Origin of the sequence: Shewanella eurypsychrophilus, assembly GCF_007004545.3 — a bacterium.
Taxonomy (GTDB): Bacteria; Pseudomonadota; Gammaproteobacteria; order Enterobacterales; family Shewanellaceae; genus Shewanella; species Shewanella eurypsychrophilus.
In genome coordinates, this window is sequence record NZ_CP045503.2 from 5,693,010 (window position 1) to 5,707,612 (window position 14,603).

Below are 14,603 nucleotides of genomic sequence, written 5' to 3' on the forward strand. Positions count from 1 at the left end.
AATACAGGTCACTTCAAACACAAGCAAGTTGCAAAAAATATGAAACTAAATATGCTGACGATCAAACAGAAGATATTACTCACGGTTACGCTTGCCGTTCTGCTATCCACCATACTTGTTGGCGTACTGAGCCAACAAAGTGCTAAACAGGTCATTGAACAACGTATGTTGAACTCTGAGCTACCTAATATGCTACTGCAGATCCGCAACAAGGTTGAACTAGATATCGCAACCTTAATGAATGCCGCAGAGCAACTTGCCAATAGCCCTATGCTTACCGAGTGGCTTGAAAACGGGCGCCCGGCCGACCAAGAACCTCTTGTGGTGAGTCAATTAGACAAAATCACTCGGCAGTATGATCTCGTGCAGGCCTCCTTCGCAGACAAAGATACAGCCGCTTATTACACCCAAGATGGATTTTTAAAAGAGTTAACCCCCAGCCAGGATGCTTGGTTCTTTGATTATAAAAACAGTGGCCAAGAGCGCATGCTCAATGTATTCACTGAAGCTAATGGTGAAGTAAAACTCTTTATCAACTACCAGCAACCCTATGGCCGTGGATTAGTCGGGCTAGCAAAATCTTTAAATGACATGGTTAGCCTACTGAGTTCTTTCAAGATAGAACAGACTGGTTTTGTCTATCTTGTCGATGCTCAAGGTGAAGTAAAGCTACATCAAGATACTCGAAGTATTGGTAATAACCTCAATAGCATTTACCAGAACCAGGCCAATAATTTACTTAATCGCAGTGAGTTTAGCCTGACAAAAATAGAGCTTAACGACAAAACCATGCTAGTGGCCAGTAGTTACATTCCCTCTATGGACTGGTATCTCATCGCTCAAGTTCCCCAGAGTGAAGTTTTTGCCATGTTAGAAGAGTCTGCTTACCAGATTCTAATTTGGGGTCTAGTCATCGCGGTAGTACTGATCTTTCTTGCTGTATTTGTCGCTAGCTCTATCAGCCAACCCATCTCCAAAGTTGCTAGCATGCTGCACAGTATCGCAGAAGGTGAAGGCGATCTGCGCCAACGCTTACCCGTTCAAGGTAATGACGAGTTAGCTAAGCTAGCCATCGGCTTCAATAGCTTCATTAGTAAGATCCAGGCATCGATAATAGAAGTCACAGAAACTAGCGAACAACTAAGCCTATCAGCTAAAGATGTGGCCAATCAGGCACAGCAAACCTTATCCGATAGCCAGTTACAGAAAGATCAGACCATGATGGTCGTGACAGCCATCAATGAGATGGGAGCAACTGTCAACGAGATCGCAGGCAATGCAGCTCAGGCCGCAGATACCGCAAAAAATGCCGATACGGAATCCAATTCAGGACAAGTTGTTGTCATGCGTGCCCGCGATACGATCAACCAGTTATCGGATGATGTTGAGCAAGTTGGCGAGGTCATTGAGTCATTAGCGACTCACACTAAATCGATTGGCGGTATTTTAGATGTGATCCGTGCAGTCTCCGAGCAGACAAACCTTCTCGCACTCAACGCCGCCATCGAGGCCGCACGAGCAGGTGAAGCTGGACGTGGATTTGCCGTTGTCGCCGATGAAGTTCGTAACCTTGCATCACGAACGGCTGAGTCTACCAACGAAGTACAGATCATGATCGATAAGTTGCAATCAGAGGCTAGTAGAGCAGTGGATGCCATGACACAGAGTCGTTCTCGCTCAATTGAAGGTGTAGCGGCGGTCGATGAGGCAAGTCAGTCTTTATCTGGGATCAGTGAACAAATTGGTCAAATCACTGACATGAATATTCAGGTTGCAGCAGCCACTGAAGAGCAATCAACCGTAGTAGAAGATATTAACCGTAATGTCATCGAGATAAATGATATCACTCAGAGAACTGCAGACACGGCCCATGCGGCAGCTAATGCAAGTGAATCTCTCAATCAACTCGCGAGTCGTCTCGATACGTTAGTGGCAGGCTTTAAGGTGTAGTAAATATAAGTTCCTAGGTTCTAGGTCCTAGGTTCTAGGTCTTAGGACCTAGGAACTTAAATAACGATTTAATTGTTAGCTTTTTTTAGTTACGAGGCTTCAAGAACTTTATTGATAATGGATACTTATAACAGACGCCTTCACTGGCTTTCATCGCCGCTATGATGGTCAATACAATATCTACAACAGCCAATAATCCAATCAATATAAATCCTATACCGACAAACATAAGTACAAAGCTGATCATCACCCAGATGAACATGCTGATCTTAAAGTTCAGACAGTTTCGACCACACTCATCGACAAATGGAAGTTCATCTCGCTTCATCAGCCAAACAATCAATGGACCGAGTATGCTGCCAAATGGGATCAAATAACCGGCGAAGCTGGCAACATGCACCGCTATGCCCATATTTTTCTCGTCCTGACTCAATCCCTGTACTTCTTGTATCTGCTCTTCAGTTTGCTCTGTCACGCTATTCTCTCCTTGAAACGATTCTAATACCAATCGGCATAAGCCTAAGATTTAACTCTAATTTATAGCATAACTAGACTCACTATGCTGGACCGATGAGGCGCATCTGCCAATCTTCAATTTTTTGCTGCTGTAATCGCCTTTGCAAGCTGCCCACCCAGGAAGTGGCCAAGCCTTCACATGAAGCGAGACGATCGTAACTCTGCGCATCATATTCGGTAGAAAAGTAGATCGACATTGCATCCCTAACACTGATATCCGTATGGCGCTTCTTAAGGTATACACTGGCATCTTGAGTGATCACACCTGGCTGTAATACGCGATAGAACCAACCACATAAGCCACTGGTTTGCATTGCAAGTGCAAACTCTTTATGACCAAACTGGCCATTTAACTTGAAGCAAGGGGATCTCGGCTGGGTGACCTGTAGTTCTACGTCACCGATGCAGATGATGTCACCGATATTGACCTGAGTTTCATCCAGCCCTACAGTGCTGATATTCTCACCCATGGCCGGCGCATCTTTAAAGCCATTCATCATATCCCAACGACGATACTGACCATAATGCTCTCGAGGGAAGTGATGCAGCACTCTATCTAAGCCGCCGTGATGCTTAGGATCAGCCTGACGATCTCCGATAACACTCTCTACTGTAACTTGTAATGAGGTCGAAGATTGCTTGTGAGATATTCCACTGATAATACCTGTAGTTTCGCTAAGCTCTTCTCCCAGATATAGACCCGACAAACGCTTAACCAGTAACTGTTCCGACATCTAGCTATTCCTTAAGTCACGTTCAAATAACAACTTGCTTCATGTTAACTTGCATGATTAATGAGACAGAACCACTTGATCTCGCCCGCTATCTTTCGCTTGATAAAGCGCGACATCGACACGATTAATTAGCTCGGTAGGCTTTTCATTTGCCTTGTACTCTGCAACACCACAGCTGACAGTGACACTGATCTCATGCTCATTCACTCGTATCTTACGCTCAGCGATGGCCTTGCGGATCCGCTCAGCAATATCGGCGGCATGGCTCAAGTCAATCTCAGGGAGCAACAAGACAAACTCTTCTCCCCCCCAACGACAGACAATATCTTGATCTCTAAGTTGATTCCTGAGAATGTTGGCGATTGTTTTAATAACCAGATCACCAATGTTATGGCCATAGCAATCATTGACGCGCTTAAAATAATCAATGTCGAGCAAGATCACCGACACCATAGATTGGTCAGCTTTCGCCTTATCGATGGCCTGATAGAAATACTCCTCGAACACTTGCCTGTTAGCTGCTCCTGTTAACTTGTCCGTTGAGGCCATCTGCTCAATCTTTCTTTGATAACGACCTAATGTCATATTGGCGATGAATAAAATAGCTAAAGTCACTAATAAGCTAAGGACTAAGTTGCCCCAAAATGTCGCTAACAGCTTTTTTTCAGCCTCTACTTCTTCTTGTTCAACCATGAGATACCACTTAAATTCAGAGACGAGGCGGCTGTTCAAGTAAACTGTTTTACCGTCTCTGAGATAAGTCAGAGACGCACTTGGGCTAGTCAAGATACGAGTCGCAAACTTATCTAGACCCGGACTAGTTTGCAAAGAGGCGGCACCATTATACTTATCCCCATTAAGGGTCACTCTGCCCTCCCTATCGACGAAAAAAACATGCCGGTTATATCTTTTCTGGTACAGCTCAATCAGTTTTTTTACTTTCTCAACAGCAAGGCCTACGCCAGTCACACCAATAAAATTACCTTCAAAATCAAATACCTTATAGTTAACATAGACAACTGTTCGACTTTTATTGGCAGAATCGAGATCTATGTTAATTTCATAGTTTTCTGACTTTGGTAAAGAACGGACTCGAAAATACCAGGCATCTTCTGGCTCAGTGTCTTCGATAGTTTTTAGAATGCCACTAGAATGGTAATAATTACGACTTTTTTCCGAAATAAAAAAGCTAGTTACTGTATCGTATTTATTCTGTATCTCTCTTAAATAACGGATCAGTTTGCTGGGGTCTTGCTCATCATTTATGGTCCAGTCTCGTACAAAGGTGTCCTGCGCCATCAGTGAAGAAATAAAGATAGGCTGAAGCAGATCTTGTTGAATTTCAGAATAGATATTGTCACTTGTCAGCGGTAACGTATTCAGCTCAATTTGCTCAGTCAAAGATTCATGAGCTACTCGGTAACTAATACTGCTGGTTATTAAAAAAGCCGTTAAGAGCAGAATAGATAATGCCCATATAAATTTTTTCTTATCATTCCAAACTGTATTACCCATATACATACATCCAGCAGTGATCCATCGAGGATAAACAAACAAAACTGTAACAAGCTGCTAAATATTAACCCGAAAGCCAGCTTTATGGCAGCAAATAAAACCAGAAGAGTAAGAATTGAGAATTCGAGGTCTGTAAAAACAAGTTAATGATAATACCAATCGGTATAAGCTTAATTGAAAAAAATGCCCTGCTGGGGAACAGGGCAAAGAACATGATAAAAACATATAAAAGACGTGCAGGAAGTTTCGAGCTGAGTCTATGGAGTTAGGATAAGCCGGATAAGTTACAGGTTCATGGCGTAATAATGAGAGATTTATGACAAGACTCTAGGAACTAGGGTCTAGTTCCTAGGAAATATAGAGGTCACATTTTAGCTTTCTCTATTCGAGATACGCCTTTAATGCCTCACCGGGAATGGAGCTTTGGGTGGCAACGGCAAATGCAGCCCATTTCGCGCCCTCTTTCATTGAATCTATAATAGAAAGCCCTGTAGTCATGCCATGGATCAAGCCTGACGCATAGGCATCTCCCGCCCCGGTGGTATCGACAATCGTGGCAGGCACAGCAGCAACTTGAATGCTGTCATCTTTTGTATAGAGAATCGCACCTTCTTCGCCATCGGTGACAATAAAATACTTAAGGCAATCGCCAGCAATACTCAAGCCATACTGCCACGGAGCACACTCACTTCTGCCTGCCATATCCGTTTTAGAAGCGATCAAGATATGGCAAGGTCTGGGTCTATCATCTTTCGCGAGCTGGGCAAATACCAGACTCTGCTTCAATGCCGTTTTAGCCCAACTGACAGCACCTTCAGCCGATGAATTAAAATAAACAGCATCCCACAGTTCCCAGATTGGCGGTGCAGCTAATTCAAAATTAGGTCGCTCAGGGCGAATAATCGTCCGCTCACCATCAGGAGTCATCACCAACAACATCTCATTACTAGTCTGATTATGCCGTTGAATTAAATGACAGTCGATCCCTTGGGTACTCGCTTCAGCTAACAACCAGTCACCTATTTTATCTCTACCAACTTGACTCACCAAAGCAACCCTATGCTGCGCCCAGACTAAGCCTAAGCCAGTATTAGCGCCACCACCTCCGAGTCTTTGTCCTCCATCCTGATAATGAAAGCGTCCGCCCGTCTGCAAAGGCTTGTCCAATTGCAAAATACGATCACAATTTAAATTTGCGATCAAAAGAATATTGGCCATCTAAGCATTTCACAATAAAAGAGTCATAAAGCGATGTTAAGGGATTTGTCCTGCATTAGCCATTAATACCATTTCCATTAAATAAGAGACCATTCAGCGGGAGTTAAAAATACTGTAGGCAAGATAAGGGGATTGAATATCTAGTTACGCGTGCTATCGAAGATCTTTGGAGTGGCTTACAAATGAAATGGTAAAATATAAAATAGCAAGGTGATAAATTATATTTACTGCTTAATCATATACATACCTTCACTCTCTGGACGGCTTAGCTTAAAGCCAAACTTGTCATACAGAGCGGGGACATCTGCCATCAAGGTAATATAGGCACCGCTTGGCGCTTCTTGCTCAAGATAATTCATTATTTGTTGCATAATTTCTCGGCCTAAACCCTGTCCTTGGTATTCTGGATCGACAGCGACATCAACAATTTCGAAATTTAATGCCCCATCACCCACCACACGTCCCATGGCGATAGTTTGCTGTTTGATACTAGGTGCATCGACTCGAATAAACACCCCATACAAACTGCGAGGCAGGCCTTTTACTACAGCAGCCCTAGGCCTTGGAGACAGCCCAGAAATACGTCTTAATCTAATGAAGTCATCCACAGATACGACTTCTTGTACCACACATAAATTAGCAATCAGTTCAGACATAGGCATTAACCAACAACAGGTCTCCATTCTGACGCTAGCATGGCATATTGAAACTCACTGCCCCAAGCCCCTTTAAAAAATACATTCTCAATAAAATGCGCTTCTCGTCTAAAGCCCACTCTTTCTAATAACAGCCATGATGGCACATTCTCAGTGTCAGTCGTTGCGATCACTCTATGGGGTTTTAATACAGTAAATAGATAGGTCAGCAACCCCAGTACGGCTTCGGATGCAAAACCTTGCCCCTGAAAATCTGGCGCAAAAGTGAAGCCGATCTCAATTTGATTTTCATCGATGAAATGAACTGCCAGATCACCTAACAACTGACTGGGTGTAGAAGCGCCACTCGTCCCAATACTAGACTTAGTCACTATAGCGAGTTGAAACCAGTGTCCGACAGTCGCAAATGGTACTTTTTGCATCTCTTCAAATAAAGACACGGCATCTTGGTAGCGATACTCACTCCAGCCTTGATAGCGAGCCACCTCAGGTAACGCTCGGTAATCGGCAAAAGACTGCAGATCACCTTGGACAAACTCGCGACAGGTAATTCGTTCGGTTTGAAAAAGGACTTTCATATTCATCGACTCCAGTGCTTTACTCAAAAGCTAAGATTCAGGACAGGTAATAGCTCCCCTTAGGGGCCCCAGAGAATAGTGTCATGGCAGCTTGCATCTGCTCTTTAGGAAAACTATCAACAGAAGCCCGATGATCTTCTACGCTCAACCATCGCTCAATAACAGCGAACTCTTTCACAGCCTCATGTTTACGCAGTACATCATAGGAAACACATCCTTTTGACTGGGTAATATATGCACTCAAAGACTGAAGGAATTCATACAATTCTTCACTCTTTCCTTCCGCAGCCTGAAACTCTCCGATGCGCACGATCATCTAAACGTCCTTATTAAATGCCATAATTTGTATATGCCAAACTACCTGAAACTCAAATATTTTCAACACCAGCCATAAGCGACACTGGGTTTATTGCTTTCGGAAGCTATAGATTGCCAACGGTTTATTTTAGCTAGTCTTAATGTAAGAGATCTCTCAACCCCATGTCAGAGATTAATTTATATTTGAGAGCAGAAAAGTACCAATACCAATAAAGCATTGTTTTATAACAATAACACTCATGTTAAACCCATGTTACATAAAAATAGACATAGTCAGTGACATAACCACACATAATAGTTTTGTAAAATAGATTCAGACCAAGGATGAATTGTAGGATTGTTGAATGGAATCAATAATTAATTTTGATGAGATCTTAAATCTTGTCGGTACCCCCGAAAATAGGCTTAAGCGCTACCGTGCTTGTCTCAATGAGTTTGATCGACTGAATTATGATGACCACTTCATCAAGCAGATCCGCTTAGAGATAGTGCAACTTGAAAATCTGGTAAAGAAGACCACTTCACTCTGACAGCTTCCTATACCGATCGGTATTAAACGTTTAACTCTGTCTGGATCCATTAACGATTTCATCCAGAGTTAACATAATAAAAATCAGCAACTTAATTAAAATAGACAATAAATAGATATAAAATGGAGACAAAACAGAGCTCTACTTGAAAGTGAATAATACCAACCAATATCATCTCTCACTTAGACTTACGATCAGTAGTAACACGCAATAAAAAAGGCTGAAGTAACACTTCAACCTTTGGTAACAATCACTAAGCTCTCATTTACAGCTTGAAGATACTGATTGGTATTACATATCACATGGCTTTAATGGCTTACGTAGCTGAGCACGAACATTATCCATACCTGAATAAAATTCTTTCATCATCAGCAAGCCCATCATCTTACCGTTATCAGTGACAATTAAATTATCCGGATCTGTTGGATCATTTTTAATTGCACCTATCACTTTCATTGAGGTCATCTCTTTAAACAGTGCTGTATCTAAGTTTACCCCAAAAGTCTCACGGAAATATTTACGCGATAAACGACCAGAGAACATGCCTAATAAGAATCTATATTGCATCACATCTTTCTTACTGTAGTTCTTTTGCTGCTCAACCCCCATTCGACCGGCGGCAATATTTTCATGATACTTACGCAATGAGAAATTATTCACATACAAGGTATCATCTAAGAAGCTAAACGATCCTGAACCAACACCTAAGTACTCATCATAATCGATGACATACTCATCGAAGCCTTCATTATCAGTCTTACCAAATGCCCATGAAGACAGCTGGTTATACTGGCCATTTAAACTATTTAGAATTTGGCGATATTGACGCGCCATATCTTCCTGAGATGCAGCTAGTTTACCTTTCACACTCTTACGAGTCTGATGAGTGATCATCAAGGGATAGGTGGTGATCTGACGCGGGTCTAACTTAGAAGCCATATCCAAATCATGCTGGATAATCTCATCTGTTTGCCCACGAAAACCGAAGATCAGATCAACATTGATGATCGGGAACAGCTCTTTTGCTGCCATGATCTTATCGAATGTCTGTTGGCCCGAGCCAAATTTATCAATTCTATCTGTCATGGTCAGAATATCATCATTAAAACTCTGAACGCCAATAGACATACGATCCACTAACCCTTCGAGCTGTTTAAAGCCAGGGCTGTCTAAATGCTGTGGATCGGACTCACACGAAACCTCTTTAATGCCAGGGAATAACTTCTTAGCATGCTCAATGGTACGGGCAAGCTCATCCTCTAGCACTGTGGTTGTGCCACCGCCTATATACATAGACTCGAAGTCATAGCCAAGCGCCTTAACCATATCCATCTCTTTTCTGAGCGAGACGAAGTAGGCTCTAGCCTTGTCCTCTTTGAATATAAAACGATGAAAAGTACAAAATGAGCAGAGAGTATGACAAAAAGGAATATGCGCATAGAGCATATACTTTTTGCCTTCGACTGGCGCAGGCATCATGTCAGCAGACTGAGTATCCAATCGTAGATTTTTATCCACATAAAACTGCATCACTCGCTCCATAGAGCTTAGCATCCAGTTGGGCACAGTAATATCTGCCTGATAGGGCTTAATAATTTTACTGCTAGCTGATTGAATAATAGATGACATAAAGATTCCTAAATGAAACGACTTTCCATGGCGAGTACACGACACTAATAAGGGACACATCCTATATGTGGAACTGAAAAGTATCACTTAAGTTATAGATAAAACGTGAACTGGCTTTCACTTACGACAGCGAACGATAGAATCAACGCCATTTTGTTAAGCATGTCATATTTTAGGTCTTGCTTAATAGATAACCAGTAATTAGAAAAGCGGGTAACTTTTAGTAGCACCGAGCTCAAATACTTCAAAGATAAAAAAACACCCTGCCAGTTACCTAGCAGGGTGTTTTAAGCAGTTCCTAGGAACTCGTAGCTAAAGCTTACTCTTTATACTTCAGAGTACCGTCAGCTTTGATTTCGTCAAACCAAAGGTTATGGTGCTGGGTTGCCCATGTTTCATCACAGTAACCAGAAACCATACACTCCATACCACCTTCAGACATAACCGTTGCCATGAAGATATGCACGATAGAGAAAGCCGTAATAACGATAGCGCTGACTGAGTGCAATACTAGTGCGATCAGACTCAATGTGCGGCTAGGCTCGAACAAGTTCGGGAATAGCAGCAACATGCCAGATGCAGAGATAACTAGGCCAAAGGCAGCAAATGCCCAGAACCACAGTTTTTCACCTGCGTTAGCAAAGCCTGCATCAGGGTGCTTACCTTTGAATGGACCAAAGTTGATATAACCACCAACCACCATCATCCACTTGATATCGTACATCTTTGGTAGCTGATTCTTAGCCCATAAGGTAACCATCAAGGCCCAACCTAGCATGAATGGAATAGCCATAAAGTCATGTATTTGCTTGGCAGCATATATAAAACCAGACCATAAGCTTTCAGGCATATAAGGTTGGAAGAAAAAGCGACCCGCCAGTAACGACAGACCAGTCAAAATCAGCAGCAGACACGGAATAGCACCAAGCCAATGAATTGAAACATCAAATTTTGACCAACGATAAACCAACTTACCTGAGTAACCGCCGTGCAGCTTAGAGATACCGTTAACCTTTATGAAAACAATAAAGATAATGATCATGCCAAATAGTGCAGCCATTAAGGCCGGCGCTAATAAGTCACTACGTAACTCAAGGACACGAAGATCATAAGTATTGATCGGCTGATTGTGGAACTCACCATGAGAGGTAGTCTCACCGGTAGCACCTGCTTTTAACTGTGACCAGATCTGGCCATCAGTCGCAACAGGCTGCTCTGAAGAGCCAGCTTGAGCAAAACCGATAGCACTGAAAATCAGTACTAAAGTTAAGCCTATCTGTTTGAACCAATTGTTCATATTACATCCTTATCTTCCACACCATGTCACCATGGTGTGGACTTTCACGCGATACAAGCCAACGTCGATTCTTCCTAATCATCATTTCGATGTTTAACAAGGGCCAACCTTGGCTTCGCTATTCAGATCCCTTTCATCCTAACGACTTATCAGTATCTAAATAGCGCCACGCAGTGGCATCAATAGAAATGCGCAGCAGATCTATTAGCCCCAGATTGCATTTTTAGAGCCACGGTATGCAACACGCTCACGGAAGATTGATGAGATGATCTCAGCATCACCCGCAAGTAACGACTTAGTCGCACATAGCTCAGCACACATAGGTAGCTTACCTTCAGCGATACGGTTAGAGCCGTACTTCTGACGCTCTGCATCTGAGTGATCTTCTTCAGGACCACCGGCACAGAAAGTACACTTATCCATCTTACCGCGGCTACCAAAAGCACCCTTTTTAGGGAACTGAGGTGCACCAAATGGGCAAGCGTATAAACAGTAACCACAACCGATACAGGTATCTTTGTTGTGTAGCGTTAAGCCATCTTCAGTCTGGTAGAAACAGTTTGCTGGACAAACTGCCATACAAGGAGCATCAGTACAGTGCATACATGCCACTGAGATTGATGCTTCACCAGGTACACCATCATTGATGGTGACTACGCGGCGACGTTGAATGCCCCACTCAAGTGCTGAGTCGTTTTCGTTCTTACATGCTGTGACACAACCGTTACACTCGATGCAGCGCTTGGTATCACATAAAAATTTCATTGTAGCCATAATGGCAATTCTCCTAGCTTACGCTTTCTCAATCTGACAAAGCGACGCCTTGGTTTCCTGCATCTGAGTCACAGGGTCATAACCATAAGTCAGTGCAGTGTTCGCAGACTCACCAATCACATAAGGTACCGTACCTTCTGGGTAGTTAGGCGCCAGGCTTTCGCCGTGCATAACACCAGAGAAGTGGTAAGGCATCCAAGTTACACCAGCTTTAACGCGAGGCGTTACCATGGCTTGGATCTTAATACGACCACCTTCAGCACCTTCTAACCACACAGTGTCTCCGTCACGGATACCACGATCTGCAGCGTCGGCAGGATTAATCTCAACGAACATCTCCTGTTGAAGCTCTGCCAACCATGGGTTTGAACGCGACTCTTCACCACCACCTTCATACTCAACCAGACGACCAGAAGTCAATGCTAGTGGGTACTTAGCCGTCGAGTCTTTCTCTTGGATAGACTTGTACAGCGTAGGTAGACGATGAACCTGCATATCGTCATAAGTAGGATACTTAGAAACCAGATCACGACGAGGCGTGTATAACGGCTCACGGTGAACAGGGACTTCGTCAGGGAATGTCCATACGATACAACGCGCTTTTGCGTTACCGTAAGGGATACAACCATGTTTCATCGCAACACGCTGGATACCACCAGAAAGATCGGTTTTCCAGTTTCTGCCTTCAGCTTCAGCTTTCTCTTCCACTGTAAGCTCATCCCACCAGCCAAGCTGCTTAAGCATCTTGTCAGTGAACTCTGGGTAACCGTCAGTGATCTCAGAACCTTTAGAGAAGCTACCTTCTGCAAGTAGGTTCTTACCCTTGTACTCAACACCAAAGCGAGCACGGAAGTTACCGCCACCCTCAAGCACGTGCTTGTTCGTGTTGTACAAGATTTGAGTACCAGGGTGCTTCTGCTCTGGTGTACCCCAACAAGGCCAAGGTAGACCGTAAGTATCACCTTTAGCTGGACCGCCAGTCGCTTCAAGCGTCTTGTTGCTGAAAGTGCCCCAGTTTTGGGTGTGCATCTTCAAACGCTCAGGGCTTTGACCTGACATACCGATAGTCCACATACCGCGGTTAATTTCGCGAGTAATGTCTTCGATAACCAGAACATCGTTAGCATCTTTAGCAATACGCTTAGTGAACTCTTGCGCAAAGCCAAGTTTCTGTGAAAGGCGGTACATGATCTCAAGGTCGGTCTTAGACTCGAACAATGGCTCAATAACCTTTTCACGCCACTGTTGGCTACGGCCTGAGTTAGAAACTGAACCTTCAGTCTCAAACTGAGTCGCTGCAGGAAGCAAGTAAACACCGTTTTTACGACGGTGCATAACACCCGCCATAGTTGGGAAAGGATCCACAACAACCACAGTATCCATCTTATCTAGTGCTTCACGAACATCGCGCTGACGTGTCTCAGTGTTAACTGATTGACCCCAGAAGAATGCCATACGAACACGATCTTTCTGTGCTAGCGCTTCAGGTGTCTCAAGTACACCATCATGCCAACGAGAACAAGGAATACCAGGGGTATTCATTGGGATACGACCTAGGTATTCATTTTGATCGAAGCGGTTCTTAACCCAATCGAAATCAAGATCCCAAACGTGAGACCAGTGCTTCCAAGAACCCGTCTTAAGACCGTAGTAACCAGGTAACGTATCGAACAGCAGACCTAAATCGGTTGCGCCCTGTACGTTATCGTGACCACGGAAGATGTTAGTACCACCACCCTTCTTACCCATGTTACCTAGGGCAAGCTGAAGGATACAGTAAGCACGAGTGTTCGCGTTACCTACGTGATGCTGAGTACCACCCATACACCAAACAACGGTACCAGGACGGTTGTCAGCCATAAGCTTAGCCGCTTGATAAACATCAGCTTCACTTACGCCAGTAACATGTTCAACTTCTTTAGGTGGGAACTTCTTCGCTTCTTCGCGAATCGTTTCCATCTCAAAAACACGCTCTTGGATAAAGGTCTTATCTTCCCAACCATTTTCAAAGATGTGCCAAAGCATACCGTAGATGAATGGGATATCAGTACCTGGGCGTAGTGCACAGTGCAGATCTGAGTGAGCTGCTGTACGTGAGAAACGTGGATCAACAACGATAATTTTGGCGTTGTTTTTCTCTTTCGCTAACAGAATATGCTGCATAGCAACAGGATGCGCTTCGGCCGGGTTAGCCCCGATGAAGAAGATTGCATTAGCATTCTGAATATCGTTGAAAGAGTTAGTTTGCGCACCGTAGCCCCAAGTGTTTGCAACACCGGCTACTGTGGTAGAGTGACAAATACGTGCTGAGTGATCGACGTTGTTGGTGCCCCACATAGCCGCAAATTTGCGGTACATGTAACAACCTTCGTTCGAGAACTTCGCGCTACCCATAAAGTAAAGTGAATCAGGACCTGACTCTTTACGGATATTCAGCATCTGGTCGCCAACTTCGTTAAAAGCCTGCTCCCAAGATAGTTTCTTCCACTTGCCATCAACAAGTTTCATTGGGTATTTAAGACGCTTCTCACCGTGACCATGTTCACGAAGGGCTGCACCTTTTGCACAGTGGCCACCGCTGTTGAATGGGTGATCAAAGGCAGGCTCTTGACCTGTCCAAACACCATTCTGTACTTCAGCGTATAGACCACAACCTACCGCACAAGCACTACATACAGTACGCTTGATCTCGATAGGTGCATCATGTGGGACATCTTTGGCTTCAGCTCTACGCATCATGCCAGTACCCAAAAGTGAAGCTGCAGCAATACCACCAGATGTGATACCAGCATGTTTCATAAACTGACGACGGCTAATGCCTAGAGTCTTTTTCTCAACTTTAGGTGCCTCGTTAGATTTGCGAGTTAATTGCATCGCTCGAATTCTCC

At 43.8% G+C, this 14,603-nt stretch carries 13 protein-coding genes; 2 read left to right on the forward strand and 11 right to left on the reverse strand.

Annotated elements, in window-relative coordinates; translation table 11 throughout:
* Positions 1 to 39 precede the first annotated feature (39 nt).
* Complete coding sequence (locus tag FM038_RS24530; protein WP_142873379.1) at positions 40 to 1,950, forward strand: methyl-accepting chemotaxis protein; 1,911 nt, start codon at positions 40 to 42, stop codon at positions 1,948 to 1,950.
* Positions 1,951 to 2,035: 85 nt separating this feature from the next.
* Here FM038_RS24530 and FM038_RS24535 read toward each other — a convergent pair whose 3' ends face one another.
* From FM038_RS24535 to FM038_RS24565, 7 genes are all read right to left on the reverse strand, one after another.
* Entirely contained in the window at positions 2,036 to 2,362 is a 327-nt protein-coding gene (locus tag FM038_RS24535; protein WP_142873571.1) for a DUF4870 domain-containing protein, read from the reverse strand.
* A 145-nt stretch (positions 2,363 to 2,507) separates the two neighbouring features.
* A complete protein-coding gene (locus FM038_RS24540) occupies positions 2,508 to 3,200 on the reverse strand; it encodes an MOSC domain-containing protein (protein ID WP_142873378.1) in 693 nt (230 codons plus the stop codon).
* Between the two features lie 57 nt (positions 3,201 to 3,257).
* Positions 3,258 to 4,715, reverse strand: a complete 1,458-nt coding sequence (locus FM038_RS24545) for a sensor domain-containing diguanylate cyclase (protein ID WP_142873377.1) — start codon at positions 4,713 to 4,715, stop codon at positions 3,258 to 3,260.
* Between the two features lie 381 nt (positions 4,716 to 5,096).
* A complete protein-coding gene (locus FM038_RS24550) occupies positions 5,097 to 5,933 on the reverse strand; it encodes a PfkB family carbohydrate kinase (protein ID WP_142873376.1) in 837 nt (278 codons plus the stop codon).
* 224 nt (positions 5,934 to 6,157) lie between these two features.
* On the reverse strand, positions 6,158 to 6,595 hold the full coding sequence (locus FM038_RS24555) for a GNAT family N-acetyltransferase (protein ID WP_142873375.1): 438 nt from the start codon (positions 6,593 to 6,595) through the stop codon (positions 6,158 to 6,160).
* Complete coding sequence (locus FM038_RS24560) at positions 6,595 to 7,167, reverse strand: GNAT family N-acetyltransferase (protein WP_142873374.1); 573 nt, start codon at positions 7,165 to 7,167, stop codon at positions 6,595 to 6,597. The genes FM038_RS24555 and FM038_RS24560 overlap by 1 nt, the downstream gene beginning before the upstream one ends.
* Before the next feature lie 37 nt (positions 7,168 to 7,204).
* Complete coding sequence (locus FM038_RS24565; RefSeq protein ID WP_142873373.1) at positions 7,205 to 7,483, reverse strand: putative quinol monooxygenase; 279 nt, start codon at positions 7,481 to 7,483, stop codon at positions 7,205 to 7,207.
* A 346-nt stretch (positions 7,484 to 7,829) separates the two neighbouring features.
* On the opposite strand from FM038_RS24565, the gene FM038_RS24570 reads away from it, so the two are divergent.
* Positions 7,830 to 8,015 carry a hypothetical protein gene (locus FM038_RS24570; RefSeq protein ID WP_142873372.1) on the forward strand — a complete coding sequence of 62 codons (186 nt, stop codon included), beginning with the start codon at positions 7,830 to 7,832 and terminating at the stop codon, positions 8,013 to 8,015.
* 291 nt (positions 8,016 to 8,306) lie between these two features.
* Here the strand turns inward: FM038_RS24570 and FM038_RS24575 are convergent, their stop codons facing one another.
* The 4 genes from FM038_RS24575 to FM038_RS24590 form a co-directional block, all read right to left on the reverse strand.
* Positions 8,307 to 9,644, reverse strand: coding sequence for a coproporphyrinogen III oxidase family protein (locus FM038_RS24575; protein ID WP_142873371.1), 1,338 nt, complete (start codon positions 9,642 to 9,644; stop codon positions 8,307 to 8,309).
* A gap of 319 nt (positions 9,645 to 9,963) precedes the next feature.
* Positions 9,964 to 10,941 (reverse strand): formate dehydrogenase subunit gamma, encoded by a 978-nt coding sequence (locus tag FM038_RS24580; RefSeq protein WP_142873370.1) that lies wholly within the window; start codon positions 10,939 to 10,941, stop codon positions 9,964 to 9,966.
* Between the two features lie 204 nt (positions 10,942 to 11,145).
* Positions 11,146 to 11,715: a formate dehydrogenase FDH3 subunit beta gene (gene fdh3B, locus FM038_RS24585; protein WP_142873369.1), complete on the reverse strand. Its 570-nt coding sequence runs from the start codon at positions 11,713 to 11,715 to the stop codon at positions 11,146 to 11,148.
* Between the two features lie 18 nt (positions 11,716 to 11,733).
* Positions 11,734 to 14,589, reverse strand: a complete 2,856-nt coding sequence (locus FM038_RS24590; protein WP_142873368.1) for a formate dehydrogenase subunit alpha — start codon at positions 14,587 to 14,589, stop codon at positions 11,734 to 11,736.
* Between the last annotated feature and the right edge of the window lie 14 nt (positions 14,590 to 14,603).

Excerpts from the sequence above, each read along its gene's own strand:
- FM038_RS24530 (WP_142873379.1), top strand. The coding sequence starts at position 40 with ATGAAACTAAATATGCTGACGATCAAACAGAAGATATTACTCACGGTT.
- FM038_RS24535 (WP_142873571.1), bottom strand. The coding sequence starts at position 2,362 with ATGGGCATAGCGGTGCATGTTGCCAGCTTCGCCGGTTATTTGATCCCA.
- FM038_RS24540 (WP_142873378.1), bottom strand. The coding sequence starts at position 3,200 with ATGTCGGAACAGTTACTGGTTAAGCGTTTGTCGGGTCTATATCTGGGA.
- FM038_RS24545 (WP_142873377.1), bottom strand. The coding sequence starts at position 4,715 with ATGGGTAATACAGTTTGGAATGATAAGAAAAAATTTATATGGGCATTA.
- FM038_RS24550 (WP_142873376.1), bottom strand. The coding sequence starts at position 5,933 with ATGGCCAATATTCTTTTGATCGCAAATTTAAATTGTGATCGTATTTTG.
- FM038_RS24555 (WP_142873375.1), bottom strand. The coding sequence starts at position 6,595 with ATGCCTATGTCTGAACTGATTGCTAATTTATGTGTGGTACAAGAAGTC.
- FM038_RS24560 (WP_142873374.1), bottom strand. The coding sequence starts at position 7,167 with ATGAAAGTCCTTTTTCAAACCGAACGAATTACCTGTCGCGAGTTTGTC.
- FM038_RS24565 (WP_142873373.1), bottom strand. The coding sequence starts at position 7,483 with ATGATCGTGCGCATCGGAGAGTTTCAGGCTGCGGAAGGAAAGAGTGAA.
- FM038_RS24570 (WP_142873372.1), top strand. The coding sequence starts at position 7,830 with ATGGAATCAATAATTAATTTTGATGAGATCTTAAATCTTGTCGGTACC.
- FM038_RS24575 (WP_142873371.1), bottom strand. The coding sequence starts at position 9,644 with ATGTCATCTATTATTCAATCAGCTAGCAGTAAAATTATTAAGCCCTAT.
- FM038_RS24580 (WP_142873370.1), bottom strand. The coding sequence starts at position 10,941 with ATGAACAATTGGTTCAAACAGATAGGCTTAACTTTAGTACTGATTTTC.
- fdh3B (WP_142873369.1), bottom strand. The coding sequence starts at position 11,715 with ATGGCTACAATGAAATTTTTATGTGATACCAAGCGCTGCATCGAGTGT.
- FM038_RS24590 (WP_142873368.1), bottom strand. The coding sequence starts at position 14,589 with ATGCAATTAACTCGCAAATCTAACGAGGCACCTAAAGTTGAGAAAAAG.